Consider the following 24,245-nt stretch of genomic DNA (forward strand, 5'->3'; position numbering starts at 1 on the left):
TATGATATAATATCTAAAACAAGCGGCAGTCTGCGGAAAGGATGTAGGAACGATGAATAATAAGATGGAAGATTTTCTGACAGCAACCAAATTAAATGAACTGATTCACAAGAAAGAGATCGAGGAGAAGAACAAGAACACGGTTCTCTGGACTCTGGCAGTGATCGGAGCGGTAGCGGCAGTGGCAGGAATCGCCTATGCAGTATATCGTTTCTTTGCACCGTCCTATCTGGATGAGTTCGAAGATGACTTCGATGACGATGAGTTTGACGATGATTTCTTCGATGACGAGGAAGAATAAGAAAAAGAAGTGAGCGAAGAGTGTCTCAGGACGGAACAGATGTTTTGAGACACTCTTTTTCGGTTCTCTGTTTTGGATTTTGTGACAGAAAGAGGAAGTTTATGAAAAAAGGTGAAATTTACGAGGGAATCGTCGAAAAGACGGAGTTTCCGAATAAAGGAATTGTGACCGTGGAAGATCGCCGCGTGGCGGTGAAGAACACATTGCCGGGACAGAAAGTGCAGTTTCGGCTTAAAAAGGTGCGAAAAGGTGTAGGCGAAGGGCAGCTTCTTCAGATTCTGGAGCCTGCGGCCAATGAGATTACGTCGGTCTGTCCGCATTTTGTAAACTGCGGCGGATGTACCTGGCAGAATTTGTCCTACGAAGATCAGAGGCTCTTAAAAGAAGGGCAGCTTAAGGAACTTCTGGACGGCGCGATTACAGCCCCCTATGTATTTGAAGGCGTTAAGGGCAGCCCGAGACAGCTGGAGTACCGCAATAAGATGGAGTTCTCCTTCGGCGATGAGGAAAAGGACGGCCCGCTGGCTCTTGGTATGCACAAGAGAGGCAGCTTCTACGACATCGTAACGGCAGACAAGTGTCAGATTGTGGATGCGGATTTCCGGAAGATTCTCTGCTGTGTGCTGGAGCATTTTGAAAAGAAAAAGTTACCCTTCTATCACAGACTGCGCCACACCGGGTATCTGCGCCATCTGCTGGTGCGTAAAGCGGTGAATACCGGGGAGATCCTGGTCGATCTGATTACCACCACCCAGCACCTCGGAGAGGACGGCGGCGATTACAGCGCCCTGGCAGCGGACGAGTCCTGGGCGGAAGAGCTGCGCGCGCTTTCGCTGGAGGGTGAGATTGTGGGTATCCTGCATACCTATAATGACAGTCTGGCAGATGTGGTGCAGAATGACCGAACCGAGCTTCTGTATGGACGGGATTATTTCTACGAGGAGCTTCTGGGGCTCCGGTTTAAGATTTCCCCCTTCTCCTTCTTCCAGACCAATTCCCTGGGAGCAGAGCTGCTCTATGAGACTGCCCGGGGCTATATCGGAGAGACGGACGATCGTGTGATCTTCGACCTGTACAGCGGCACCGGCACCATTGCCCAGATGCTGGCTCCGGTGGCCAAAAAGGTAGTGGGCGTGGAAATCGTGGAGGAGGCTGTAGAAGCCGCCAAAGTGAATGCCCGGCTGAACGGCCTGACCAACTGTTCCTTTATCGCCGGCGATGTGCTGAAGGTTATCGATGAGCTGACAGATAAGCCGGATCTCATTGTGCTGGATCCGCCCCGGGACGGAATTCACCCCAAGGCGTTGCAGAAGATCATTGATTTCGGCGTAAACCGGATTGTCTATATCAGCTGTAAGCCCACCAGCCTGACGCGTGATCTGGAGCTTCTGCAGGGCAGAGGCTACCGGGTGGAGAAGTGCGTGGGCGTGGATATGTTCCCGTTTACGGGGAATGTCGAGACGGTTGTTTTGCTTTCCAAGGGAGAAATCGACTCGAAGAAGGTGCGGGTGGAGTTCTCGCTGGAAGATATGGATATGTCCGGCTTCCAGAAGGGCGCGACTTATGAACAGATCAAGGCGTATGTGTTGGAGCATACCGGTTTGAAGGTATCTTCCCTGTACATCTCACAGATAAAGCGCAAGTGCGGGCTGGATGTGGGGCAAAATTATAACCTGTCAAAGAAGGAAGATGCCAAAGTGCCAAAATGTCCGCCGGAGAAGGAAGCGGCGATCAGGGATGCGTTGAAATATTTTCAGATGATTTAAGAGTCTATTGAGCAAAAAAGCAGTAAATCAATTTCAGATTTACTGCTTTTGCTGGCCGGGCCGGTGAGCTACGAGCATTCATGACTTTTTGATAACTTGTTCCATACTGATATATTAAGCGGAAAGTTGTGGCCCTGTATTTTCAGAGGGAAACGAATGCTCCTTGAATATATCCCACAAAATATGCCATCGCTATACTCAGTGCAATGCAACATATACATAGTATTTCAGCAATTACCTTTTTTTCGATTATTTCATTTATGGACTTTCCGTAATCAATAGTAGACCATACCATTGAAAGCAAAAATAGAATTGAAATCCATTGAGTATGAAATGATAGTCCCATGCTAACAAATACATAGTTTGAGATGATGTAAAAAGCGCTTCTGACTACAACTTCTGTCACTTTTACAATCCGATTTCTCATAGAATTCTCCCTCTCTGATAATACTGTGGGCGGCAGCACTCCTTGCTGTCGCCCCTTGATTGCCTATCTGCAAAGGCGGGCGGGGCTGTCAACGGCGGCGTTGCGCCGTTCATCTTGACCGTTGACTGGCTCGGCTGGCTTTGCTATTCCGTGATCTCTTTCAGTTATTGTCAAAGGAAATGTAGATAGTTAGACTATTGGGTATGTAGCTGATACTTAACCACTTTTCGTCGTTTGATAAAAGTGTCCCGATAGAAACATAGTTTTCTCCCTCGATTTCCTCTGACACATTTTCAATTACAGAAAAGCCTTCTTGGTTCAAAAGCTCCATATACTCGTTATAGTCGTTTTCGCTAATACCGGTAAGGTTGATATTACAATTCTCATGTTCTGTATCAAGTGTAGCCCATGCAACCGTACCAGGCGCAACAGGAAGCCCCTCTGTGTACTCATTCTCAGGCCAAACACCCTCGTCCAATTTTGTAACACTATTAGATTGCGTATTGTTCTCATTGCTTGTCGGTGTAGATGAGGTATTTTGATTAGAACACGCAGCCAAAAAAATCATAATCATGATTGTGAATACAGAAATATATTTCTTCATTGGTTACCTCCTGTTTTTGTGTATGGTTCGGATAATTAACAAAAGAGCAATAGCTGTTGCTGCAAACCCAATAGCCAAAAGGATTTGCGAAATATCAAAGGCAAACGCGCCCTCAATCTGTATATTTGTTGTCGCGTCGGCTTGTCCGATTGCTCCTTCTGGTACTTTTCCTGATTGTGTAACAACATATACCGAAAAGGTAGCAGCCGCGATAACAAGCGCAGCAAGAGTAGAAATGATACCGTTCCTTTTTTTCGATTTGGTGTTATCAATGCCAAACTGTTCTGCGGTGCTGTCTGCAAATTCTTTTGGCGTCCCCAAACGCTGGATAATCTGCTGCTCTGTTTCTCCATGCTCCATAGCAGACGCAAAAACTTCATTCAAGTCACGTACAACCTCTTTTTTCATTTTGCGTGGTAAAGATAGTTCCTTTTCAACCTGTTTGATATATTGTTCTTTCATTTGGATACCCTCGCTTGTTGATAACTTTCTATAAAGCCGTTTACGCAGTTTTCATAGCTTGACCAAAATAAGATTAGTTCATCAAGTACATTCCTGCCTTTATCCGTTAAAGAATAATACTTTTTTGAGCCGCCATTTGCCGCAGCCGGAGCCAATCGGCATTTGATTAGTTCTGCTTCCTGCAAACGATACAAAATGGGGTAAATGGTTCCCTCTTTCGCATATCCCAAAACAGACGCACTATTGTTCAATTCAGTTATAATTTCATATCCATAAGTTTCCTTGCGTCCGATTAGGCATAAAAGTATCATTTCCAGAGAGCCTTTTTTGAATTGCTGGACATATTTGTTATTCATATCGTTGCCTCTCTTTAGCTTTGCTATTTAGGTTCACTAAGTAGCAACTATATTATATCTCTTCCGAAGTATCAGAGTCAATAGGCTTAACGAAAAAGTTACAAGATGTCTGTGTAAGGTAATGACAGAATAGCGGTGTGCTGGCGAACTATGCTTTATTTTGTTTTTTATCTAAATCATTCAATAGGGCGGTAGCATCCCTATTGGCAAGGGGATTCCAAAAGGGGAACAGAGTTCTCCTTTGTCTGGGGTGTTCAGAGGGGATAGAGTTCCCCTTTGACCGGAAGAATCCAAAGAAACCGGCGGTTTCGTGGCACACGACTTTCCTCGGAAAGTCTAGTGTGTTATACCTTTATGGAGCAGATGGCAGCCGGAATTGTAGCACGCCCCGGAAAGTGCGGCTACAGTTGCGGCGTTCTGGCGGGAAAGGTTGCCCCCCTTGCGGGGCAGCATAAGCGACAGAAAAAGGCTGGCAGGCGGTGCGAGCGAGCACTGTCTGTCAGCCGTGTCATTTGCGGAACAAAGGTATATCAAAGCCCCCGTCAGCCGCTGCTTCCCATCGTATCAAAACCACCACGGCAGCTTCCCGCGCAGACTGTCCATCGCCTCGCCCTCCACCTTCTTTGTCCGGCTCTCACTGAGGTGGAAATGGAGCGCCGTACCGATCAGCGGGTGCTCGATTCCATCGGTAAAGCCATAGCGGTACAGCAGATAGGTCTGCTCTCTGGCCGTCAGCTTGTCCAGCGCCGCATACAATTCTGTCAGCTGTTCTTTTTGGATATAGATTTGCTCCGGCGTTTGGGTGTGAGGGTCGGCTATGGCTTCGATCCGCAGCATCCGTTCATCCTCTGAGAGAACGTCATCCAGATATACTCTCTGGAAGCCGGGGCCGTCTTTCTTATCCACCATCCGTTGTTCAAATAAAGCCAGAGCGGCACGGATGCAGTCTGTCATGGCATTGCGGACTGCCGGTGCTGCATAGGTCAGAAATTTCATGCCGCGTCCAGTGTCAAACAAAGGGATCGCGTTCAGCAGGCCGATACTTCCCTCCTGCACCAAATCATCTAAATCAATTCCAATATCATTTTCATCCAATCCCATGCTTCGATATTGTTCCAGTGCTATTTTTCGGATGAATCCCAGATTGTTTTCCAACAAAATGTCACGGGCAGCCGTATCCCCTGCCTGTGCCAGTCTGCACAGCTGCTCATTGCTTCGGGTCGGCATTTTGCTTCTCCTGCGCGTGGTCTAAGGTGGATTGGAGAAATTCCGTCAGCGCCTGACCAAACTTGTCTAACGCTTCCTTTTGCACGCCGTCCATCCCTGCCGCGCTCTGGGTAACGGCGGCGGAAATCATTTCCGGCGTGATGGTCGGTGCCTGGACATCCTGGCCTTTTGTCAACTCGGAGAACATCTGCTGGGTGATGCCCTTGGTCAAAGACTGCGCCGCCGTAAAATCATTGCCGATCTCTTTCTTCACTTCCCGCAGTGCTGCCATAAATGTGTTCTGTATCATCGTCAGGTCTGCCTGATATACAGGGACTTTCTGCCTGCTAACAGTTCTGGCAGCCTGCACCGCAACGTCTGTTTTATTGTTCCGGCGCAGCATGGCGCTGAGGGTGGTAAGCATTTGATTCTGTCCGGCGAAACCGGAGGCCAGCGTATCGTCAAAATATTGCTCGATCATGTAGGTGACTTCTGCAAAACGCGGACTTTCCAATAGGCGGTTGACGATCTCCGCATTGGCTTTTCCGGTGTACAGGTTTCGCGCAGCCTGCACCGACAGGCCCAGTTCTTCAATATCAAAATTTGTCCGGTCGGGCGTGTTGACTTCCCCCAGCAGGAAATCTGTGGAGACTTCAAACACTTTTGCAATGCGGAGCAAATGTTCTGTGCTGATCTTATCGGTCTTGCCGCTGACAAACCGGCTGATGGCGCTTTCGGTGCTGCCGATGCGGGTCGCCAGCTGTGCCTGGGTAATTTTATGTTCCTTCATAAGCTCCTGCATCCGCTGCCGGATATTTCCGGGCAGGTAGGCTCCCTCCATATGACGCACCTCTTTTCTGCAAATTCTCATTAACCATTATACCTTATAAAACCAGTGCGGGCAAATGCTTTCCGCTGGCTTCACCGCTCTGAGGTCTTGCATTTTTGCAAGATTTCAGGGCGGCATTTTTTCGTTTCTTGCACTTTTGGCGGATTTTTCGGTCTATAGGCTTTTTCTCCGTATATTCAGGCAGACGGGCAGATACCGTCAATAAATGATGGAGGGCAAAGCCTATGAATTTGTTTGAAACTGTGAAAAACTCTGTCACCGTGAAGCAGGCCGCCGAACGCTACGGCTACAAGGTCAACCGGGGCGACATGATCTGCTGCCCCTTCCACGATGACCGGTATCCCAGCATGAAGCTGAACAGGGATTATTTCTATTGCTTCGGCTGTGGGGCCACCGGGGACGTGATTGACTTTGTGGCGCGACTGTTCGGCCTGAGCAGCTACGAGGCCGCAAAGAAGCTGGCCTATGACTTCGGCATCGACCCGGACAAGCCCCCGGCAGCTGCGGCGCTGAAAAAGCCTTATCCGCTGGCGAGGGCCTTCCGCAACGATGAGATGTACTGCCAACGGGTGCTGTGCGATTATCTGCATCTGCTGGAACACTGGAAAATCGAGTATGCCCCACAGTTGCCGGAGGACAATCCAGACGATCGTTTTGTGGAGGCGTGTCATATGATCGAGTATGTAGATCATTTGTTGGACGTGCTCATGTTTGCGGAACTGGAGCAGCGCATGAAGGCGGTGGATATGCTCCTGAAGGACGGAACCATTGCTGCGCTGGAGCAGCGGCTGAAACGTCTGGGAAAGGAGGTGCAGCACCGTGGCGAAGAACGAGCAATCGCGTGAGGTCAACCAGCCTGTCTGGTTTGACGGCAAGAGCATCAACGAAGCCCTGTTTTGTGATGATTTTCTGAGCAGACACAAAATCATCTACACAAACGGGGCTTTTTTTACGCCCGATGGCCGTGTAACTAATGACCTGCCCCTACGCAGCGAAATCTTTGACGAGCTTCGCTGCTGTGCGGTCAGCAATATTCCTCGCAAGATCAGCAACATTGTGGAGCTGATGAAGCTGGCTGCACTGATGGAGGATTTCCCACCGGAAACCGATCGCATCCACCTGGCAAATGGCACATTATTTCTGGATGGCACCTTTACAGAGGGGAAACCGGAAATCGTGCGCTGTCGTTTGCCGGTGGCCTACAATCCCAACGCCCCCACACCGGCCCGCTGGCTGGCGTTTTTGGATGGGCTGCTTTACCCGGAGGACATTCCGACTTTGCAGGAATATATCGGCTACTGCCTGATCCCCAGCAACAAAGGCCAGCGGATGATGGTTATCAAGGGCAACGGCGGCGAGGGCAAGAGTCAGATAGGCGCGGTGCTGTCCGCCCTGTTCGGAAGCAACATGAAGGACGGCAGCATCGGCAAAATTTCCGAGAACCGCTTCGCCCGCGCTGATCTGGAACACATTCTGCTGTGTGTGGATGACGATATGCGGATGGAGGCCCTGCGTCAGACCAACTATGTCAAATCTATCGTCACCGCCCAGGGCAAGATGGACTTGGAGCGCAAGGGCAAGCAGAGTTATCAGGGATGGATGTGTGCCCGGTTGCTGGCATTCAGCAACGGCGACTTGCAAGCCCTCTTTGACCGCAGCGATGGCTTCTACCGGCGTCAGTTAGTGTTGACCACCAAAGAAAAACCTGCTGACCGTGTGGACGATCCAGACCTGGCTGAAAAGATGAAAGCAGAGATCGAGAGCATCTTCCTGTGGGCCTTTGCGGGATTGCAGCGACTGGTCGCCAACAGCTTCAAGTTCGCCGAGAGTCAACGCACCAGAGAGAACCGGGAAGCCGTCAAGCGTGACAACAACAATGTGTTCGATTTTCTGGAATCCGAGGGCTATATTCGGCTGAAAGCTGATGCGTCTATCAGTTCTAAGGATTGCTACGACATTTACCGGATGTGGTGCGAGGAAAACAGTCTGACTGCACTCAAACGCCGCAGCTTCAGCGATGTGCTGGTGGCAGTCTGCGGCAAGTACAATCTGGAACACTGCAACACGATCACCAATTCGGCAGGACGCCGGGTATGGGGCTTTATGGGTATTGAGGCAGTGGCAAGGCCGCATATAAACGAGTTTACGGACGCTTCACAGTGTACGTACGTACCAGAAGACTGGCGGGATTGATTTCCGCTCTGGTCGCCGGTACGTATGTACGCAGCGATTGACCCTGTTACCTCATATATTGTAGAGGCGCTTCATTTGGATAAAGTGGTCGTGCCCATTTTGGGTACACCTATTTTGATGTGTAAAAGTGGTTATGGACATTTTGTCCACCACCAGAACCGTGAAATTCTTCGCGCTTTTGTGCTGTGAAGTAGGTGTGGTCATTTTGACCACAGCTGAAGCGGTCAGTAAAAGCGGTGATTTTGCAGGCATACTTTAGAGCAATCTCAAAACGGCGAAATGTTTCTCTTTTATCCGTATACAGTTCGCCGCATAGCGGCTCACGGAACAACGTACAGATTGCAGCATTTTGTGACAATACAGCCCGAACAGTGAAAAGTCCCGCATTTCTGTGAAGTCGAATATTCCGCCGTTGACCAACGATACGCAGGGAATCATTTCTATCGCAAAACAGCATTTGCACAAATTTCACCATTGACCAAAGCCGGTGCGCTCCCCAGCGTAGCCGGTTCTTTTTATGACGCAACCGAAAATCATGTTTTATCTATCAAGTGACAAAGGGCTTCACTTGCGAAAATGGAGGAATATATTTTATGAAGTCAAGTATCCGAAACGAAATCAAGGCGCAGATCATCCGCGCCGGTTACACCATGCAGGAAGTCGTTGACCAGCTGCACGATGAGTATGGGTGGAGCGACAGCGTATCCAATCTTTCCGGAAAATTGCAGCGGGAATCGCTGCGGTATCGGGAGGCCGTGGAGTTGGCTGACGTGCTGGGATATGACATTGTCTGGCAGAAACGGAGGGATTGAGTATGGAAAAAGCACAATACGCGATTATGCGATTTGCCAAATATAAGGGGCCTGAAATCGGCAATATCGAGGCCCATAACGAGCGCACAAAGGAAAAGTACGCCAGTAATCCCGATGTGGATACCAGCCGAAGCAAGTACAACTTCCATCTGGTCAAACCGCCCGGCAAGTACCGGGCCGAGTCAGAGAGGCAAATTGCCGCTGCCGGATGCCGTACCCGGAAAGACAGTATCCGTATGATCGAGACGCTGTTCACAGCCAGCCCGGAGTTCTTTAAGGGAAAGAAACGGGCGGAAATTCGGGTATTTTTCGAGGAAGCTCTGCACTTTCTGGAACAGCATCAGTCCAAAGAGACAATTATATCCGCCGTGGTGCATATGGACGAGAAAACGCCCCATATGCACCTTTGTTTTGTCCCTTTGACGGAGGATGGCAGGCTCAGCGCCAAAGACATCATGGGCAATAAAAAGAAGCTGACCTGGTGGCAGGATGAGTTTTGGAAACACATGGTCAAGAAGTTTCCAGATTTGGAGCGTGGCGAGAGCGCCAGCCTGACCGGGCGCGACCATATCCCGCCCCGCGTATTTAAGGAGATGACCAGACTGACCAAACAGAAAAGCAAACTGGAGGATCTGCTCACTGGAATCAATCCCTTTAACGCCAAAAGCCGGGCGGAGGAAATCTGCAAGATTCTGGATAGCTATATTCCAAGCGTGGAGAAGATGGACACGCTACTGCGGAAATATGGTGTGGCTTTTACGAAAACAGCATCCGAAAACAAAAAGCTGAAAACGAAAAATGCCGAGCTGGAAGAATCTCTTGCATCGGCGCAGAAGGTCAGCACCCTAAAGCAGATCGAAGACCTCAAGCTGCGGCGCGACTATGACAGTGCCGTGGCGATTTTGGAACAGATACCGGCAGAAGTTTTGAACATCTATGCGCAGAGCAGCCATAGAGGAAAGGAGCGGCCTATTGAGCAAAGTTTATGATGATCCAAAATATAATGCGGCATTTGACCGCTGTGTTGATGTGATGGCGCGGCTGTTGCAGAAGTACGGGCCGCAGCTGTTGGAGCAGATGCAGGAGACTGCGAAGGATGGCTGTACACAGTCTGCGGTATCAGGAAAGCAACCCGTTCCTGTGTATCAGGAATTTGGCAAAGCCGCTTGATATAAATTGAATTTACACGTTGCGTATTTGCTTGGCGTATGCTATAATAAATACGCAACGTGTATTTTGCTTTATGGGGTAAATGAAATGGACTGCAAAACCAAAATAAAAGAACTGCGGGAAAGCACCGGCATGAACCGCAAGGAATTTTGTAAATATTTTCGGATTCCTTATCGGACTGTGACAGAGTGGGAACTGGATAACCGCCATGCGCCGGAATATGTACTCCGTTTGTTGGAGTATTACATTCAGAATGAAGGTCTGGCGAAGAAGAAAGTAACGGATGAATGTTCAGAGCTGGAAGAAAGGAGCGGCCTGCATGAAGAAAACTAAAACAAAATGTTATCTCTACACACGGGTATCTACATCCATGCAGGTGGACGGATATAGTCTGGATGCTCAGCGAGACAAGCTGCGGAAATACGCTGAATACGAAGATATGGTAGTGGCCGGTGAATATTCTGACGAAGGCTTTTCCGGCAAGAATATTCAGGGCAGACATGAATTTCAGCGGATGCTGCAAGACATTCAGGACTGCAAAGACGGCGTGGAATATGTGCTGGTATTCAAGCTGTCCCGGTTCGGCAGGAATGCCGCTGATGTGCTGAATTCCTTGCAGCTAATGCAGGATTTCGGCGTCAATCTGATTTGTGTGGAAGACGGCATTGACAGTTCCAAAGATTCCGGCAAGCTGATGATTTCTGTCCTTTCTGCGGTGGCAGAGATTGAGCGTGAGAATATCCGGACACAGACGATGGCTGGACGAGAGCAGAAAGCCCGTGAGGGAAAATGGAATGGCGGCTTTGCTCCTTATGGATACCGCCTTGAAAAAGGCGAATTACTGATTGCCGAGGATGAAGTGGATGTGATCCGTACTATCTTTGACCGTTATATTCACACCAACGATGGTGTCAGCGGTGTGGCGAAATATCTGAACCGGCAGGGCTTTGTGAAGAAGTTGCGGCAGAACGGCACCATTCCCGGTTTTTCTGCCAGCTTTGTGAAAAGTATCATTGATAATCCGGTATATATGGGGAAAATTGCCTATGGCAGACGCCGGACAGAGAAGAAGATCGGCACACGGAATGAGATGCACGTGGTTGAGCAATCGGAGTTCCCTGTGTACGAGGGGAAGCATGAGGCTATCATTTCAGAAGAAGATTGGAACCTCGCGCAGGAAAAACGGAAAATCAATGCTTACCGGCGTGAGAAAGTCAATGACCCTACCCACGCACATATCTTGTCCGGTATTCTGAAATGCCCCTGCTGCGGCAAAAGTCTGTACGGGAATATTGCGAAAGCCCACAGCAAGGACAAAAAGACCCGCTATTACTATTACTGCAAGAATACGGTGACGCCAACAGGCCACGAGTGTACCTTCCGGCTGAATATTGAGCAGATGGAAATGAACCGCATGGTAGCGTCAATCATCTCTGCTATGGTCAGTGACCCACGGTTTGCGGATGCAATCAAGGCGAAAATCGGCTCCGCTGTCGATACGAACGATTTGGAGAAGCAGCTGGAAGCATTACAGGCGCAGCTTCGGCAGACATTAGGCACAAAGGCCCGACTGGAACGGCAGATGGACGGTTTAGATGTGAATGACCCGTATTATGACCGGAAAATTTCTGATTTGCAGCGCCGATATGACGAGCAATATGGCGCAATAGATGAGATTGAAGTCCAGATTGACGATGTGCAAAGCCAGATACGGAGTATCCGGCAGGAGAAGATTTCGGGTGACAATATCTACCGCCTGCTACTGGCGTTCGATCAGGTCTATGAAGCTGCCTCCGAGGTGGAGAGGAAGGAGTTCATGCGGGCATTCATTGAACGGATCGAGTTATTTCCGGAAAAGCAGCCGGACGGAAACTGGATCAGGAAGATTATCTTCAATTTCCCCGTTCCTGTGAATGGGGCGGAAGTGAAAGAATTGCCCTTGGAAAATGGAACAATGGTCGAGACGGTTGTTCTTTTGTCCCAACAAAAACCAGATGACACGATAGAGATCGACTTAGACCTGGACGAGCTGGATGCCACCAGTGCCGAGTTGAAAGCAACCTATCAGGAAATCAAAGATTATGTGTTGAAAGAATTTGGCTTGAAGGTTTCAAGTTTATATATTTCTCAGGTAAAACGCAAATGTGGAATTGAAGTGGGAGAAAACTATAATCTTCCAAAATCAGAAAATGCAAGAGTTCCACAATGTCCGAAAGAGAAAGAAGATGCTATCAAGGCTGCCCTGAAATATTATGCGATGATCTAAGGACATCGCTGATTTCAAGGAGGAATAACACATGAAAAGCACATTTGAAAAAATGGGTGGAACCAACACACTTGGCGCAGACGGAATTTACTATCCGAATCTTGTCAGTACAGATGAAGAACCGCATTATGGGAAATATGGAATGATGCGGAAAACATATCTGAAAGAGCATCGTCCGGCAATGTATTCACTGTATACGTTGGAAGACAGATTGACAGAACATCTGAATGTTGTAGACGATGAAGCACAGGAACTGCAGCAATCAGGAGCCTTCATGGTGAAAAGGGAAAACTGCCGATTGTTGCCATGACTGCCAATGCTTTTGCAGAAGATGTACAGTTGGCCAAAAATACAGGCATGAATGGACATATCGCGAAACCGCTGGATATGAATAAGCTGAATGATGTTCTGGAAAACTGGCTGTAATTTGCCTTCCTGGATGCATGGGAAAAGCAGCTAGGAAACACAACTTCTGGATAAGATGTCTGCAGATTTTACTTCTGTCTATTATGTTGAATTAAATACCGGTTCCTTTGAAATTCTCCATTTGAGTGCTGGGACCAACGTAAAAAAATGAATCTGAAGCAGTATGATGATTTCAATTATTTCGTTGACCAATATACGATCCAGTATCTGTATGAGAAAGAAAGAGAGAAATTTAAAAACTGGCTTTCGACAGGGCATCTGAAGGAACAGCTTTCCCGGAGTGAACGCATTACATACCATTATAGAAGCAAACCGAATCCGGAACATCATAAATTTTTTGAAGTGCGGGCAAGCAGAATATATCAATGATATTGTCAAGATTAGATAAAATCATCCATACCGACGGAAAACATAAATTATGTTTTTGACCTCTTTCGCCGCAAACAGAAGCAAGCATGCATATCATCTGGAAAAAATATCAAGTATTTTCTAAAGCGTCTGAAAAATTTTTAGAAAAATTAAAATTAATTTCTTTATGATAATTTATAAAAGGGGCTGCCGCTCATCATCTATTATTGATTTTGCATGGATATTCGCTGATAATAGGTATTTATGATATCCTGTAAAGTAATCATATTCATTTTTTCTTCAGCAGTTTTTTGGATTTCATGATAGAATCCCTGCAAAGACAACTGAATATTAATGCCAACGCCGCAATCAGGGTTGGTATGAGTATCTAAATGAAGCAGTGGTTTCTCACCTTCAACTGCTTTATAAATATCCAGCAATGTGATCTGTTCGGTTGGTTTTGAAAGAGAAGGACGGGCATGTCCGGCTACACTGGTCATAAGTCCGGCTTTTTTTAGTTTTAACATAAGCTGGCGTACAAAGCCGGGATTTGTATGGATACTTTCTGCAATTGAGGCACTGGAGAGAGATTTTTCCTGGTTGATAGCAATCAGAACCATTACATGAACAGTATCGCTTAATTTCGTTGAGTATTTCATGATAAGAAACTCCTTGTAGTATGATATAATGATTTTGTTTTCACATATTTTTAATTTTGACGATTGTAAATAATATAGTTACAACTATAATAAAGCTTAAAGGAAAAGTCAACACAGGGATGGATAAAAGAGAATCCGGACAAAGCCAGATTTATGAAACCACCAAAATTCTTGCATAAACATTGATTATTATATGATGCGACAAAATATTCACAAAGGAGAACTTATGGAATACAAAAATCAAACAGAAAATCGTGCATTTCAGGAAATGCTGCAGGCAGCTGTAAAACGGCTGCAAAATCGTTCCGGAGAGGAGATTGCTGCAAAAAGCGGAGCTGTTTTTCATAGCAGTCGAAATATGCTTGAGGTACCGAGCTTTCATGAAGTGTTTGCAATTCAACTTCCTGAGTTTTATATTAACTCAGATATAGATGAATGGCATTACCTGACATTGCTGCATTATCTGGATATGGCAGATGGAACAGAAGGCTCACAGAAGCTCATTACTTTTGGCAACCTGAAAGATGGATTAATTCGGGGGACCAAGTTTGACCGGACTGCAGAGCAGAAACTGGAAAAGCTTTTGCAGGACAAAGAACCTGAGAAAATTCAGAAAGCATGTACAAGTCTGGGTGCGGAATTCATAGAGACAACGGCAGATCTGTGTGCTGTTTTTCCAGTTCTGCCAAGATATCCGGTAACTTTAAAGATATGGTTTGCAGATGAAGAATTTCCTGTATCCGGCAAAATATTTCTTCAGGATCATGCTGATCATTATCTGGGTGTAGAAGATGCGGTAACAGTTGGAGAAATTTTACTGCAAAAATTATCGGAAGCATTTTCTTCTCTCTGATCATGAATCAGAAAACTTTCCAGTCCGGCTTTGATAAATTTGTCAGTACCCTGATTGAAATTATGACGGCGGCCGTTTTTATCATTTCCCTCTGGGTAATATATTATAAGCGCTGTTTTCAGAGCCGGAAGCAGACGCTGCTCTATATGGTATCTGATGGGATATACACCCTGGGGCTGTATTGACCTTGTTTCTGCGTCTACCGGAGAATATGCGAAGAGGGAGTTCAATTTGCATTGAACTCCCTGAGCGAAATGATTGATAAAATTTCCAAGCAAGTGGTGTGCTACAATAAGAACGAATCCGATAGTATATCATGAGGAGGTAACCACGATGGAATTCACAGAAGTAATCAAAAACCGCTATTCCTGCAAGGATTATGAGCCGAAGCACAATTCCAGAAAGGAGCTGGCTGAGACGGTACGGTATATTAAAAAAATTAAAAACTAATCCTCATGGATGTTTCCGCTACCCATTTTCCGCTGCCAGACGCCCGGCAGAAGTACCATGTGTCCGGCTTTCAGAGAGGCGGGGACGTCGATGATATTCTGATTGGCGGAGCCACGGAACAGGAGAGAAGCGTCGTGCTCCTCTTCCACGTATTTCCCGTCCACCAGCACGTCGATGAGAGAGAGCAGATCCCGGGCGACAGCCGGATCGCCGACGGAACCGGTCAGCAGGTCGCGTTCAAAGGAAAAGCCGGTGTAGCACCAGAGATTCTTTTCAGGAAAGCGTTCCTTAAAGCGGCGGGCCAGTACAAGCAGACCTTCCTGATTCTCAGGCTCAAAGGGTTCGCCGCCCAGAAAGGATAATCCGGCCACGTAAGCAGGGGCCAGAGCCTCCAGAATCTCATCCATGACGGCCTCGGTGAAGGGCTGGCCAAAGGAAAAATCCCAGGCTTCATAGTTGAAGCAGTTTTTGCAGTGGTGACGGCAGCCGCTGACAAAGAGGGATACGCGGATGCCGGGACCATTGGCGATATCATTTTTCTTGATGACTGCGTAATTCATAGTTCAGACTCCTACAAATGCAGAACACGCTCCTTGATTTCCTGGGTTCTTCCCTGATTCCAGAACTGAGTGCCGATGTAGCCGCAGGTACGGCGTGCCACGTTCAGCTTATTCTGGTCGGTGTTGCCGCAGTTGGGGCAGGTCCAGATGAGCTTGCCGTGCTCGTCTTCCTTGATCTCAATCTCTCCGTCATAGCCGCATACCTGGCAGTAATCACTCTTGGTATTCAGCTCTGCGTACATGATGTTGTTGTAGATAAACTTCATGACGGACAGAACAGCCTCCAGGTTATTCTGCATGTTCGGAACCTCCACATAGGAGATAGCTCCGCCCGGCGACAGTGCCTGGAACTTGGATTCCAGCGCCAGCTTGTCAAAGGCGTCGATCTTCTCGGTCACATGTACGTGATAGCTGTTCGTAATGTAGTTGCGATCCGTTACACCCTTTACGATACCGAAACGCTTCTGCAGACATTTGGCAAACTTGTAGGTGGTGCTTTCCAGCGGAGTACCGTACAGGGAGTAGTCGATATTTTCAGCTGCTTTCCATTTGGCCGTGTACTCGTTGAGCTTCTTCATAATCTCCAGGCCCAGCTCCTCGCCTTCCGGCTCTGTGAGCTTCTTGCCGTTCAGGCTGTATACGCACTCCCAGAGGCCTGCGTAGCCCAAAGACAGGGTGGAGTAACCGCCGTGGAGATATTTATCAATGGTCTCGCCTTTTTCCAGACGGAGCAGCGCGCCGTGTTGCCACAGAATCGGAGCCGCGTCGGAAACGGTGCCGCTTAAGCGCTCATGGCGGCACTGGAGAGCCCGGTGACAAAGCTCCATACGGTCGTCGAAGATCTCCCAGAACTTATTCAGATCGCCTTCGGCGGAAAGTCCGATATCTACCAGATTTACCGTAACCACGCCCTGATTAAAGCGGCCGTAGTACTTCGGCTTGCCGTTCTCATCCACATAGGGGGTCAGGAAACTGCGGCAGCCCATGCAGGTGTAGCAGTGGCCCTCGCCGTTCTTGTCCACTTTGTTCTGGAACATGATTTTCTCGGAAATATAATCCGGAACCATGCGCTTGGCGGTACATTTGGCAGCCAGCTTCGTCAGATAGTAGTAGGGGTCCTCGTCGTGGATATTGTCATCCTCCAGCACATAGATCAGCTTCGGGAAGGCCGGGGTGATCCAGACACCCTTTTCATTTTTCACGCCCTGATAACGCTGGCGCAGAGTCTCTTCTATAATAAGAGCCAGATCCTTCTTTTCCTGTTCGTTCTTTGCTTCGTTCAGATACATGAAGACGGTGACGAAAGGAGCCTGTCCGTTGGTGGTCATCAGCGTGACAACCTGATACTGAATCATCTGTACGCCGTTTTTAACCTCTTCCCGCAGACGCTTCTCGGTAATGAAATCGATCTCCTCCTGGGTCACAGCCTCGCGGATGGAGTGTAGCTCATCGGCCACCTGACGGCGGATCTTCTTCCGGCTGATATCCACGAAGGGAGCCAGATGGGTCAGGGAAATACTCTGGCCGCCGTACTGACAGGAAGCTACCTGGGCAATGATCTGTGTGGCGATGTTGCAGGCAGTGGAGAAGCTGTGGGGCTTCTCGATAAGAGTACCGCTGATAACGGTACCATTCTGCAGCATATCCTCCAGATTGACCAGATCACAGTTGTGCATATGCTGGGCAAAATAATCCGCGTCGTGAAAATGGATGATGCCCTCCTGATGGGCCTCCACGATATCCGGCGGAAGCAGAATACGGCGGGTGATATCCTTGCTGACCTCGCCTGCCATATAGTCGCGCTGTACGCTGTTGACAGTGGGGTTCTTATTGGAATTCTCCTGCTTGACTTCCTCATTATTACATTCAATCAGGCTTAAGATCTGCTCGTCCGTGGTGTTGGACTTCCGCACCAGGGCGCGGGTATAGCGGTAGGTGATGTACTGTCTCGCCACGTCAAAGGCGCGCTGATTCATGATCTGATCCTCGACCATATCCTGAATTTCCTCCACGCTTAAGGAACGCTTGATATTCAGCGCCGCGCTCTCCACGTCTTCGGCGATTCGCTTAATCTGAACCGGGGTCATCCGGGCGCTGGGAACGACGCTGTCATTGGCCTTGGAGACCGCAACGACGATCTTGTGAGGATCAAATTCAACCTCTGCTCCGCTTCGTTTAATGATTTTCATGTGCTACACTCCCTCTATGATAAAAATTGTAATCAAAATTAGCGACAAGTTTATTGTAACAAGATATAGTAGTGGTGTCAATGATGATTTACTATATATTGTTGTATACATGCGTGAAAATATACAGGAATTCTTTGCTATTTACACATTCTTTCTGGAAATAACAGAAAGTTTATGGTATGATGCAAGAGCATAAGGGCTTTGCGAAAAAAGAAGACTGACAAAAGGAGACAAAGGCAGAAAATGAGGTTTGCCTACGAGATAAAAAACGGGTGCGCGGTGGTGCGCCGCTGTTATGATTTTGGAAATGAGGCGGAAATTCCGTCCGAAATTGACGGCCATCCTGTGACGGAACTGGGAGCCTATGCTTTTTCCGCCCATATGGATCGGGAACAGTTTTGGCATGAGCTTGAAAATAGAACTGTAAAAATATGGAATCCCGAAACGGGAGAACAGGAAGTATCCGAACCGGATGCGGAGACGGTCCCGGGGCTTCAGGGGATGCAGGTGGAAACAGTCCGCCTGCCGGAGGGCCTTCGTAAAATCGGAGCGTATGCCTTCTATAATTGTAACGCACTATCGGAGCTACATTTCCACAGCAGTCTGAAAGATTTGGGGGCGGGCCTGTTTACCGGCTGTCACCATCTGCGGCGGCTGAATGTGACGTTGGATGAGACGGAAACATCCTGCCTGAAGGAGATTCTGATCGAGGTGCCGGAGAAAATGGCCGTGACCGTGGAGGGACAGTTTCGGGCGAAGCTCCTGTTCCCGGAATTTTTCGAGGAGAGCGTGGAGAATACCCCGGCCCGCATCCTGATGACTCATATGCACGGCAGCGGCATGAATTTCCGCAACAGCTTTTATATGAAGAAACTGGATTTCCGGGCCTACGATGCCTGCTACTATATGGCGAAGGCGGAAGAAGATTTTGATACGGTATTGGAAATGACCCTGAACCGGCTTCAGTACCCGGTGGGTCTGTCGGAGGATCGCCGGGAGGATTATGAGAGCTGGCTTAACGGACATCTTGTGCAGGCCTTTGAAAAGGCAGTGGAGCATCGGGATCTGGACATGCTCATGTGGCTGACCGAACGCGGAAAACCGGATGATGGCCTGCTTTCACAGACGGCCATCGCGGCGGCGGACGGATTCCCGGAGGGCGTGGTGTATCTGCAGGATCGATTGAGCGCTTTAGGGCATACAAAAAAACAGTCGTTCCTGGATCGGTTTGAGCTGTAGGAGGGCATCATGATAAAAAGCGCGATATTGGAAGAACAAAAGGCGCAGTTGAAAAAGGAGGAGTTGGCGGCCCGGATCCTGAACCAGTCCAGGAACGAGCTGTACCTGAAGCTGCGCTATCTGGATCTGGCTCTGGGCAATCTGGCCCTGGCCCCGGGCACGGTGTCGCCAGCCGGAACCGATGGCGGAGCGCTGTACTATTTCCCGGATGGGCTGCTGTCACTCTATGAGCAGCGGGGGCGGGCGGCCTGCACCAGGCTCTATCTGCATGGAATTCTTCATTGCCTGTTCTGTCATCCCTTTGATCGGAAAGGGCGGAATGAGAGACTTTGGAATCTGGCCTGCGACGTGGCTACGGAAGCGCTGATTGACAGCCTGTATCTGCGCTGCGTCCACATTTCCTCGGGTGCCTTTCGAAAAAGCGTGTACGCAAGACTCCGGGAAAAGCTGCCGGTGCTGACTGCGGAAGGAATTTATAAATTTATAGAGGAAACGCTTGTGGAGGCGGAAATCAGCCGCTGGCAGATGGAGTTCCGGTTGGACGACCACAGTCTCTGGGAGCAGGATTCGAAGAACGGCCCGAGGAATCCGAATCCCAACCGAAAGAAATGGGACGATATCCGGGAACGGATGGAGACTGAGGTGATGCTTTTCTCCAACGAGGCCTCGGAGGGGGAAGGTGATCTGAAGGAGCAGCTGCGGGTCAGCAATCGCTCCCGTTATGACTACAAGGAATTCCTGCGGAAATTTACGGTGCTCCATGAGGAGATGCAGATTGATCCGGACAGCTTTGATTACATTTTCTACCACTACGGAATGGAAATGTATGGGAATATGCCGCTGATCGAGCCGCTGGAGACCAGCGAGGTGCGGAAAATCGAAGAGTTCGTCATCGTCATTGACACATCCATGTCCTGCAAGGAGGGGCTGGTAAAGCGGTTTCTGGAAGAAACCTACGACGTGCTCTCCCAGACAGAAAATTTCTTCAGGCGCATGCGGATCCACATCCTCCAGTGCGACGAGCGGGTCCAGTCCGACGTGCTCATCGAGAGCCAGGAGGCACTGAAAGAGTACATGGAGCATTTCACGATCCTGGGCGGAGGCGGTACGGATTTCCGCCCGGCCTTTACTTATGTGGAAGAGCAGCTGGCGAAGAAGAAATTCTGGCGGCTGCGGGGGCTTCTGTACTTTACGGATGGCTATGGGGTGTTTCCGGTGAAAATGCCACCCTATGAAACCGCGTTTATCTTTGTGCAGAACCATTACCGGGACGTGGATGTGCCGGCGTGGGCGATTAAGCTGATACTGCAGGAGAGCGATCTGGAAAACAGATAAAAGAAGGAGAAAAAAATGAACATCAAGAGAGCAAAACAGGAGATCAAAGACGCGATAGAAGCGTATCTTTTAAAAGATGAATACGGCGACTACGTCATCCCCACCGTGCGCCAGCGCCCGGTTCTGTTGCTGGGCGCGCCAGGTATCGGCAAGACTCAGATCATGGAACAGGTAGCCAGAGAGTGCGGCGTGGGCCTGGTGGCCTACACCATCACCCACCACACGCGCCAGAGCGCCATCGGTCTGCCCTTTATCTCGGAAATGGAATTTGGCGGTCAGAAAAAAGCCGTCACCGAATACACCATGAGTGAAATCGTGGCCTCCATCTATGAAAAAATGAAGAAAACGGGGTTGAAAGAAGGCATTCTCTTCATCGACGAGATCAACTGTGTCTCCGAGACCCTGGCCCCGGCCATGCTTCAGTTCCTCCAGTGTAAGACCTTCGGTAATCACCCAATTCCCGAGGGCTGGATCATCGTAGCCGCAGGCAACCCGCCCGAGTACAACAAATCCGTCCGGGAGTTTGACGTGGTTACCCTGGACCGTGTGAAGAAGATTGAAGTGGAGCCGGATTATGGCGTATGGCGGGAATACGCGGTACAGTCCCGGATCCATCCGGTGGTGATTTCCTATCTGGATGCCCGCCCTGCCCATTTTTATCAGATGGAAAGCACGGTGGACGGCCGCCGTTTTGCCACGCCCCGTGGCTGGGAGGATTTGTCCCGCCTTTTAGAAGTCTATGAAAAGCTGGGAAAGAAGGCGGATAAAGACGTGGTGCGCCAGTACATCCAGCATGACAAAATCGCCGGAGAATTCGCCAACTATCTGGAACTCTACCGGAAATATGAGAGTGATTATCAGATAGAGGAAATCCTGGGCGGTACCATCCGGGAGGCAACCCTGAAAAAGCTGTCCCACGCCTCCTTTGACGAGCGATTAAGCGTGGTCAATCTGCTTCTTTCCGGGTGCATTGAGCGCCTGCGGAAGGTTCGGGAGCAGGAATGCTTCACCGAGGCCCTGTTCGCCCAGATGAAAGCAGCGGGCTCCGTGCTGAATGCAGAAAATTTTGCGGCAGACGGCGAAGGGATTCCGAAGGTTCTTGAAAATCTGCGGGATACAGTGGAAGAAAAACGGCAGCAGAAAAAAGAGGCAGAGCTCCTGACCAAGGATGAGGAGAAACGTCTCCTGCGTCTGGAAGAAACTCTGTTGTCCTATGAGAACACATTGAAAGCCGAGCATCCTGCAGATGGCCCGGCTGCCTTCGAGATTTTACGCCGTCTCTTTGGGGAGCAGCGGGCCCGCTATGCCGGTGAGCAGGAGGCCGGAAGCGGGTGCCTTGAGCATGCTTTTGATTTTCTGGAGGCAGCCTTTGGCGACAGCCAGGAGATGGTCATCTTCCTGACCGGCCTTAACATGTCGGAGGCTGCGGTGGCCTTCCTGCAGACCACCGAGTGTGAACGGTATGAGCGTTACAATAAGAGATTGCTTTTTAATGAGAGTGATCGTGAGATACGGGACGAGATCGCAAGATTGAAGTAGAAGTCAGTTAGGGAAATTCCATTTCCCGTGCGTTCGTAATCGAAAACAAAAAGGGTTACGCATGAGCGTACCCCCCCCTTGAGACAATCTTCCGGGAGTTCTCCCGGCCAACCCCAGGTTGGAAAATCAACTTTCCTAAGGAGAGGCTAGATCGCCTCGAACGTGGAAAATTGATTTTCCGACCGTCCGTTGTAGAAGCCCCCTCTTACGAAGTCCTTTTATCTCGCACTGCCGCTTCAATTCGCACCTGCTCCTCCAGCATGGCGTCAATCCGCGCGTCTTCGGAAAAGTCCGCTGCCAGCTTATCTAACAGCTTCACATCTTCTTCAGAAAACTGCTTATGAAGCACTTCTTTGATAGCTTCATACTTTTTCCGATAAAGCGACTCCAGTTCATTGACCGGTACCGTCACCGGCAGTTCTGCAATTTCCGGAGCAGCGATGCCCTCCGTCTCAAACCACTTCTTAATATTCTTGATCCGCGCATGCTCCGCAGGTCCTTCGGCCAGAATCTTCTTCGACTTTTGAATCTGTGCCACAGCCACCCCGATAAAAGCCAGAAACAGCACACTCATACTGTAAGGCGCGATTTTCGGTAAGGGAAGCTGAAGGGAACCGGTGATGGCGAGTATCATGGCCGCCAGGCCCAGTACGCCCACCAGCAGCAGTGTCATGGCCGTGCTCCTGGCGTCGGCGCAGCGTTCTTCCACGGTCTTGAAAAGCTTGGACTCGTCCGGTCTCTTGATGGGGCCGTCCAGAATATTGGACATGGTCACCTCCGCGGGTTCTTTCACATCGACGCCCTGCTTGCGGGCCGTCGCTTTCTGTACATCCTTGTATAGGGACATCATAAAATTCTCCTTATATGGTATTTGACGGCAAAGGATAGGAGCCGTCGTCCGAGGCGCGCATAGAGACGCAAATAGCAGTCATTACCTAGCTGCGCAGAAAAGTTTCTACTGCGCCCATCAGCTCTTCCTGGGTGCCGGAGAGCGATCCCTGCACCATCTCGGGTTTTCCGCCGCCCTTCCCGCCGAACTGCCCGTTCAGGGCCTTGCAGAGGGGCCGGGTATCCTCGGTTTTACTGCCGAAGATGTAGCGGTAGCCGCTCTCATCATTTCCGATAAAGAGACAGGCGACGCCGCTGCAGCGGGCGGATAAGAGGTTTACGAATTCCCGGCTGGTATCCGCATCCAGGTTATCCTCGAAAAATATGGGATTGGTGGTTCCTTCGGCTACGGAAGCAGCCTTATTCTGAATCAACGTTTTATTCAGCGCCATCAACTGTCCGGTGAGGCGGAAATTCTCCTGCTTCAGCCGTTCTACCGCGTCAGCTACCACCGCCTCTTTGGCAGAGAGCAGCACGGAAACAGCCTTCACGCTGCTCTCTTTTTCCCGGTAGTCGCGAAGCGCCCGATCTCCGGCCAGGAGATTGACCCGGACGCCGCCCCGGTGGGACTGTACATTCGTAAGCTTAATCAGGCCGATCTCTCCGGTGGTATTCACATGGGGCGCGCAGCAGGCGCAGACGTCGATATCGGGAATGGTGACGATACGCACTTGTCCTTCGATCTCGATTTTGCTCCGGTAATCGAGAACAGCCAGTTCTTCTTTGCTGGGATAGGAGATCTGAATCGGCACATTACCGAAAACCACCTGGTTGGCAGCAGTCTCAATTTCTAAAAGCTCCTCTTTGGTAATCGGGCCATTGAAGTCCATAGTGACTTCTTCCTCTCCCAGATGGAAGCCCACGTTGTCGTAGCCGAAGCGGGTATGGATAAGACCGGAGACGATATGCTCGCCGGAATGCTGCTGCATCCGGGAGAAGCGTTTTTCCCAGTCCAGGACGCCTTTTACCTCCGCGCCGATCTCCAGGGGCTGTCTGGTATAATGCCAGATTTCTCCATTTTTCTCATGGGTATCGAACACTTCAATTTCACCCAGATGCCCGGTATCCCCGGCCTGTCCGCCGCCTTCCGGAAAAAATGCGGTCTGGTCGAGCGCCACCTTCCAGTAATCCTTTTCCTGCTCACAGGCAGTCACCACCGCCGGAAATGCGGCCAAATGGCTGTCTTCATAATATAAACGGTCTGTCATGGTGTAAAACCTCCTGTTGTCGAAATGAATCCACCACCAAGTATAACATTATATCACAGTTTTGGACAGGGATATTTTAAGCGGATGTTGGCAGTTTTCAGTTATCTGTGGGTGACGGCTGAGAAAATGCGCATTGAG

Annotated in this window: 25 protein-coding genes and 3 pseudogenes; 17 read left to right on the top strand and 11 right to left on the bottom strand. The window is 49.4% G+C overall.

Going from position 1 to position 24,245, the window contains the following annotated elements:
* The first annotated feature begins 52 nt into the window (after positions 1-52).
* Both ACESZP_RS13180 and rlmD read left to right on the top strand, forming a co-directional pair.
* Positions 53-301 carry a DUF4366 domain-containing protein gene (locus ACESZP_RS13180; protein WP_499709210.1) on the top strand — a complete coding sequence of 83 codons (249 nt, stop codon included), beginning with the start codon at positions 53-55 and terminating at the stop codon, positions 299-301.
* A 101-nt stretch (positions 302-402) separates the two neighbouring features.
* Positions 403-2,067 carry a 23S rRNA (uracil(1939)-C(5))-methyltransferase RlmD gene (gene rlmD / locus ACESZP_RS13185; protein WP_499709211.1) on the top strand — a complete coding sequence of 555 codons (1,665 nt, stop codon included), beginning with the start codon at positions 403-405 and terminating at the stop codon, positions 2,065-2,067.
* A gap of 587 nt (positions 2,068-2,654) precedes the next feature.
* Here the strand turns inward: rlmD and ACESZP_RS13190 are convergent.
* The 5 genes from ACESZP_RS13190 to ACESZP_RS13210 all read right to left on the bottom strand — a co-directional run bounded on the left by ACESZP_RS13190 (position 2,655) and on the right by ACESZP_RS13210 (position 5,963).
* The gene (locus tag ACESZP_RS13190) at positions 2,655-3,098 is read right to left on the bottom strand and encodes a hypothetical protein (RefSeq protein WP_015534247.1); all 444 of its coding nucleotides are present in this window, start codon (positions 3,096-3,098) and stop codon (positions 2,655-2,657) included.
* Between the two features lie 3 nt (positions 3,099-3,101).
* A complete protein-coding gene (locus tag ACESZP_RS13195) occupies positions 3,102-3,560 on the bottom strand; it encodes a DUF1700 domain-containing protein (protein ID WP_499709212.1) in 459 nt (152 codons plus the stop codon).
* Positions 3,557-3,916 carry a PadR family transcriptional regulator gene (locus tag ACESZP_RS13200; protein ID WP_015534245.1) on the bottom strand — a complete coding sequence of 120 codons (360 nt, stop codon included), beginning with the start codon at positions 3,914-3,916 and terminating at the stop codon, positions 3,557-3,559. Before ACESZP_RS13200 ends, ACESZP_RS13195 begins: the two co-directional genes overlap by 4 nt.
* Before the next feature lie 564 nt (positions 3,917-4,480).
* The gene (locus tag ACESZP_RS13205) at positions 4,481-5,143 is read right to left on the bottom strand and encodes a sigma-70 family RNA polymerase sigma factor (protein ID WP_499709214.1); all 663 of its coding nucleotides are present in this window, start codon (positions 5,141-5,143) and stop codon (positions 4,481-4,483) included.
* Complete coding sequence (locus ACESZP_RS13210; protein WP_499709216.1) at positions 5,124-5,963, bottom strand: helix-turn-helix domain-containing protein; 840 nt, start codon at positions 5,961-5,963, stop codon at positions 5,124-5,126. Before ACESZP_RS13210 ends, ACESZP_RS13205 begins: the two co-directional genes overlap by 20 nt.
* 233 nt (positions 5,964-6,196) lie before the next feature.
* Here ACESZP_RS13210 and ACESZP_RS13215 point away from each other — a divergent pair, with 233 nt between their 5' ends.
* Both ACESZP_RS13215 and ACESZP_RS13220 read left to right on the top strand, forming a co-directional pair.
* Positions 6,197-6,817 (top strand): CHC2 zinc finger domain-containing protein, encoded by a 621-nt coding sequence (locus tag ACESZP_RS13215; RefSeq protein WP_499709217.1) that lies wholly within the window; start codon positions 6,197-6,199, stop codon positions 6,815-6,817.
* Positions 6,792-8,165, top strand: coding sequence for a DNA primase family protein (locus ACESZP_RS13220; protein ID WP_499709219.1), 1,374 nt, complete (start codon positions 6,792-6,794; stop codon positions 8,163-8,165). Before ACESZP_RS13215 ends, ACESZP_RS13220 begins: the two co-directional genes overlap by 26 nt.
* A gap of 109 nt (positions 8,166-8,274) precedes the next feature.
* Here the strand turns inward: ACESZP_RS13220 and ACESZP_RS13225 are convergent, their stop codons facing one another.
* Entirely contained in the window at positions 8,275-8,640 is a 366-nt protein-coding gene (locus ACESZP_RS13225; protein ID WP_499709220.1) for a hypothetical protein, read from the bottom strand.
* Positions 8,641-8,758: 118 nt separating this feature from the next.
* Between ACESZP_RS13225 and ACESZP_RS13230 the strand changes: the two genes are divergently transcribed.
* The 7 genes and pseudogenes from ACESZP_RS13230 to ACESZP_RS13260 form a co-directional block, all read left to right on the top strand.
* On the top strand, positions 8,759-8,977 hold the full coding sequence (locus ACESZP_RS13230) for a hypothetical protein (RefSeq protein WP_015534241.1): 219 nt from the start codon (positions 8,759-8,761) through the stop codon (positions 8,975-8,977).
* 2 nt (positions 8,978-8,979) lie between these two features.
* A complete protein-coding gene (gene mobV / locus ACESZP_RS13235; protein WP_015534240.1) occupies positions 8,980-9,966 on the top strand; it encodes a MobV family relaxase in 987 nt (328 codons plus the stop codon).
* Positions 9,950-10,147 carry a hypothetical protein gene (locus ACESZP_RS13240; protein ID WP_499709223.1) on the top strand — a complete coding sequence of 66 codons (198 nt, stop codon included), beginning with the start codon at positions 9,950-9,952 and terminating at the stop codon, positions 10,145-10,147. Before mobV ends, ACESZP_RS13240 begins: the two co-directional genes overlap by 17 nt.
* Before the next feature lie 87 nt (positions 10,148-10,234).
* Entirely contained in the window at positions 10,235-10,480 is a 246-nt protein-coding gene (locus tag ACESZP_RS13245; RefSeq protein WP_054324430.1) for a helix-turn-helix domain-containing protein, read from the top strand.
* A complete protein-coding gene (locus ACESZP_RS13250; protein WP_499709225.1) occupies positions 10,467-12,413 on the top strand; it encodes a recombinase family protein in 1,947 nt (648 codons plus the stop codon). Before ACESZP_RS13245 ends, ACESZP_RS13250 begins: the two co-directional genes overlap by 14 nt.
* Positions 12,414-12,444: 31 nt before the next feature.
* Positions 12,445-12,666 (top strand): annotated as a pseudogene (locus ACESZP_RS13255) (TnpV protein); the annotation flags it as partial.
* Positions 12,666-12,839 (top strand): annotated as a pseudogene (locus ACESZP_RS13260) (response regulator); the annotation flags it as partial. The pseudogenes ACESZP_RS13255 and ACESZP_RS13260, both read left to right, overlap by 1 nt.
* 572 nt (positions 12,840-13,411) lie before the next feature.
* On the opposite strand, the gene ACESZP_RS13265 reads toward ACESZP_RS13260, so the two are convergent.
* Positions 13,412-13,846, bottom strand: a complete 435-nt coding sequence (locus ACESZP_RS13265; protein WP_499709227.1) for an Rrf2 family transcriptional regulator — start codon at positions 13,844-13,846, stop codon at positions 13,412-13,414.
* 226 nt (positions 13,847-14,072) lie between these two features.
* On the opposite strand from ACESZP_RS13265, the gene ACESZP_RS13270 reads away from it, so the two are divergent.
* The 3 genes and pseudogenes from ACESZP_RS13270 to ACESZP_RS13280 form a co-directional block, all read left to right on the top strand.
* A complete protein-coding gene (locus ACESZP_RS13270; protein WP_499709229.1) occupies positions 14,073-14,699 on the top strand; it encodes a DUF3786 domain-containing protein in 627 nt (208 codons plus the stop codon).
* A gap of 2 nt (positions 14,700-14,701) precedes the next feature.
* Entirely contained in the window at positions 14,702-14,884 is a 183-nt protein-coding gene (locus ACESZP_RS13275) for a hypothetical protein (RefSeq protein ID WP_499709231.1), read from the top strand.
* A pseudogene (locus ACESZP_RS13280) lies at positions 14,853-14,921 on the top strand (family 1 glycosylhydrolase); the annotation flags it as partial. The gene ACESZP_RS13275 and the pseudogene ACESZP_RS13280, both read left to right, overlap by 32 nt.
* A 224-nt stretch (positions 14,922-15,145) precedes the next feature.
* Here the strand turns inward: ACESZP_RS13280 and nrdG are convergent.
* Both nrdG and nrdD read right to left on the bottom strand, forming a co-directional pair.
* Entirely contained in the window at positions 15,146-15,709 is a 564-nt protein-coding gene (gene nrdG / locus ACESZP_RS13285; RefSeq protein WP_349163459.1) for an anaerobic ribonucleoside-triphosphate reductase activating protein, read from the bottom strand.
* Positions 15,710-15,720: 11 nt separating this feature from the next.
* Complete coding sequence (nrdD, locus tag ACESZP_RS13290; protein ID WP_349163460.1) at positions 15,721-17,898, bottom strand: anaerobic ribonucleoside-triphosphate reductase; 2,178 nt, start codon at positions 17,896-17,898, stop codon at positions 15,721-15,723.
* 243 nt (positions 17,899-18,141) lie between these two features.
* On the opposite strand from nrdD, the gene ACESZP_RS13295 reads away from it, so the two are divergent.
* From ACESZP_RS13295 to ACESZP_RS13305, 3 genes are read left to right on the top strand one after another with little or no spacing between them, the layout of a single operon-like run.
* The gene (locus ACESZP_RS13295; protein WP_499709233.1) at positions 18,142-19,137 is read left to right on the top strand and encodes a leucine-rich repeat protein; all 996 of its coding nucleotides are present in this window, start codon (positions 18,142-18,144) and stop codon (positions 19,135-19,137) included.
* A 9-nt stretch (positions 19,138-19,146) separates the two neighbouring features.
* Entirely contained in the window at positions 19,147-20,472 is a 1,326-nt protein-coding gene (locus ACESZP_RS13300; RefSeq protein ID WP_499709235.1) for a vWA domain-containing protein, read from the top strand.
* Positions 20,473-20,487: 15 nt separating this feature from the next.
* Positions 20,488-22,011 (top strand): ATP-binding protein, encoded by a 1,524-nt coding sequence (locus ACESZP_RS13305; protein ID WP_499709237.1) that lies wholly within the window; start codon positions 20,488-20,490, stop codon positions 22,009-22,011.
* Between the two features lie 205 nt (positions 22,012-22,216).
* Here ACESZP_RS13305 and ACESZP_RS13310 read toward each other — a convergent pair whose 3' ends face one another.
* Positions 22,217-22,861 (bottom strand): hypothetical protein, encoded by a 645-nt coding sequence (locus tag ACESZP_RS13310; protein WP_499709239.1) that lies wholly within the window; start codon positions 22,859-22,861, stop codon positions 22,217-22,219.
* Positions 22,862-22,946: 85 nt separating this feature from the next.
* Entirely contained in the window at positions 22,947-24,107 is a 1,161-nt protein-coding gene (locus tag ACESZP_RS13315) for an alanyl-tRNA editing protein (protein WP_499709240.1), read from the bottom strand.
* Between the last annotated feature and the right edge of the window lie 138 nt (positions 24,108-24,245).

This window comes from Candidatus Dorea massiliensis AP6 (assembly GCF_964245105.1).
Lineage (GTDB): Bacteria > Bacillota > Clostridia > Lachnospirales > Lachnospiraceae > Laedolimicola > Laedolimicola intestinihominis.

Coding starts and splice junctions, on each gene's coding strand:
- ACESZP_RS13180 (WP_499709210.1), top strand. CDS start 53: ATGAATAATAAGATGGAAGATTTTCTGACAGCAACCAAATTAAATGAA.
- rlmD (WP_499709211.1), top strand. CDS start 403: ATGAAAAAAGGTGAAATTTACGAGGGAATCGTCGAAAAGACGGAGTTT.
- ACESZP_RS13190 (WP_015534247.1), bottom strand. CDS start 3,098: ATGAAGAAATATATTTCTGTATTCACAATCATGATTATGATTTTTTTG.
- ACESZP_RS13195 (WP_499709212.1), bottom strand. CDS start 3,560: ATGAAAGAACAATATATCAAACAGGTTGAAAAGGAACTATCTTTACCA.
- ACESZP_RS13200 (WP_015534245.1), bottom strand. CDS start 3,916: ATGAATAACAAATATGTCCAGCAATTCAAAAAAGGCTCTCTGGAAATG.
- ACESZP_RS13205 (WP_499709214.1), bottom strand. CDS start 5,143: ATGCCGACCCGAAGCAATGAGCAGCTGTGCAGACTGGCACAGGCAGGG.
- ACESZP_RS13210 (WP_499709216.1), bottom strand. CDS start 5,963: ATGGAGGGAGCCTACCTGCCCGGAAATATCCGGCAGCGGATGCAGGAG.
- ACESZP_RS13215 (WP_499709217.1), top strand. CDS start 6,197: ATGAATTTGTTTGAAACTGTGAAAAACTCTGTCACCGTGAAGCAGGCC.
- ACESZP_RS13225 (WP_499709220.1), bottom strand. CDS start 8,640: ATGGTGAAATTTGTGCAAATGCTGTTTTGCGATAGAAATGATTCCCTG.
- ACESZP_RS13230 (WP_015534241.1), top strand. CDS start 8,759: ATGAAGTCAAGTATCCGAAACGAAATCAAGGCGCAGATCATCCGCGCC.
- mobV (WP_015534240.1), top strand. CDS start 8,980: ATGGAAAAAGCACAATACGCGATTATGCGATTTGCCAAATATAAGGGG.
- ACESZP_RS13245 (WP_054324430.1), top strand. CDS start 10,235: ATGGACTGCAAAACCAAAATAAAAGAACTGCGGGAAAGCACCGGCATG.
- ACESZP_RS13250 (WP_499709225.1), top strand. CDS start 10,467: ATGAAGAAAACTAAAACAAAATGTTATCTCTACACACGGGTATCTACA.
- ACESZP_RS13265 (WP_499709227.1), bottom strand. CDS start 13,846: ATGAAATACTCAACGAAATTAAGCGATACTGTTCATGTAATGGTTCTG.
- ACESZP_RS13270 (WP_499709229.1), top strand. CDS start 14,073: ATGGAATACAAAAATCAAACAGAAAATCGTGCATTTCAGGAAATGCTG.
- ACESZP_RS13275 (WP_499709231.1), top strand. CDS start 14,702: ATGAATCAGAAAACTTTCCAGTCCGGCTTTGATAAATTTGTCAGTACC.
- nrdG (WP_349163459.1), bottom strand. CDS start 15,709: ATGAATTACGCAGTCATCAAGAAAAATGATATCGCCAATGGTCCCGGC.
- nrdD (WP_349163460.1), bottom strand. CDS start 17,898: ATGAAAATCATTAAACGAAGCGGAGCAGAGGTTGAATTTGATCCTCAC.
- ACESZP_RS13295 (WP_499709233.1), top strand. CDS start 18,142: ATGAGGTTTGCCTACGAGATAAAAAACGGGTGCGCGGTGGTGCGCCGC.
- ACESZP_RS13300 (WP_499709235.1), top strand. CDS start 19,147: ATGATAAAAAGCGCGATATTGGAAGAACAAAAGGCGCAGTTGAAAAAG.
- ACESZP_RS13305 (WP_499709237.1), top strand. CDS start 20,488: ATGAACATCAAGAGAGCAAAACAGGAGATCAAAGACGCGATAGAAGCG.
- ACESZP_RS13310 (WP_499709239.1), bottom strand. CDS start 22,861: ATGATGTCCCTATACAAGGATGTACAGAAAGCGACGGCCCGCAAGCAG.
- ACESZP_RS13315 (WP_499709240.1), bottom strand. CDS start 24,107: ATGACAGACCGTTTATATTATGAAGACAGCCATTTGGCCGCATTTCCG.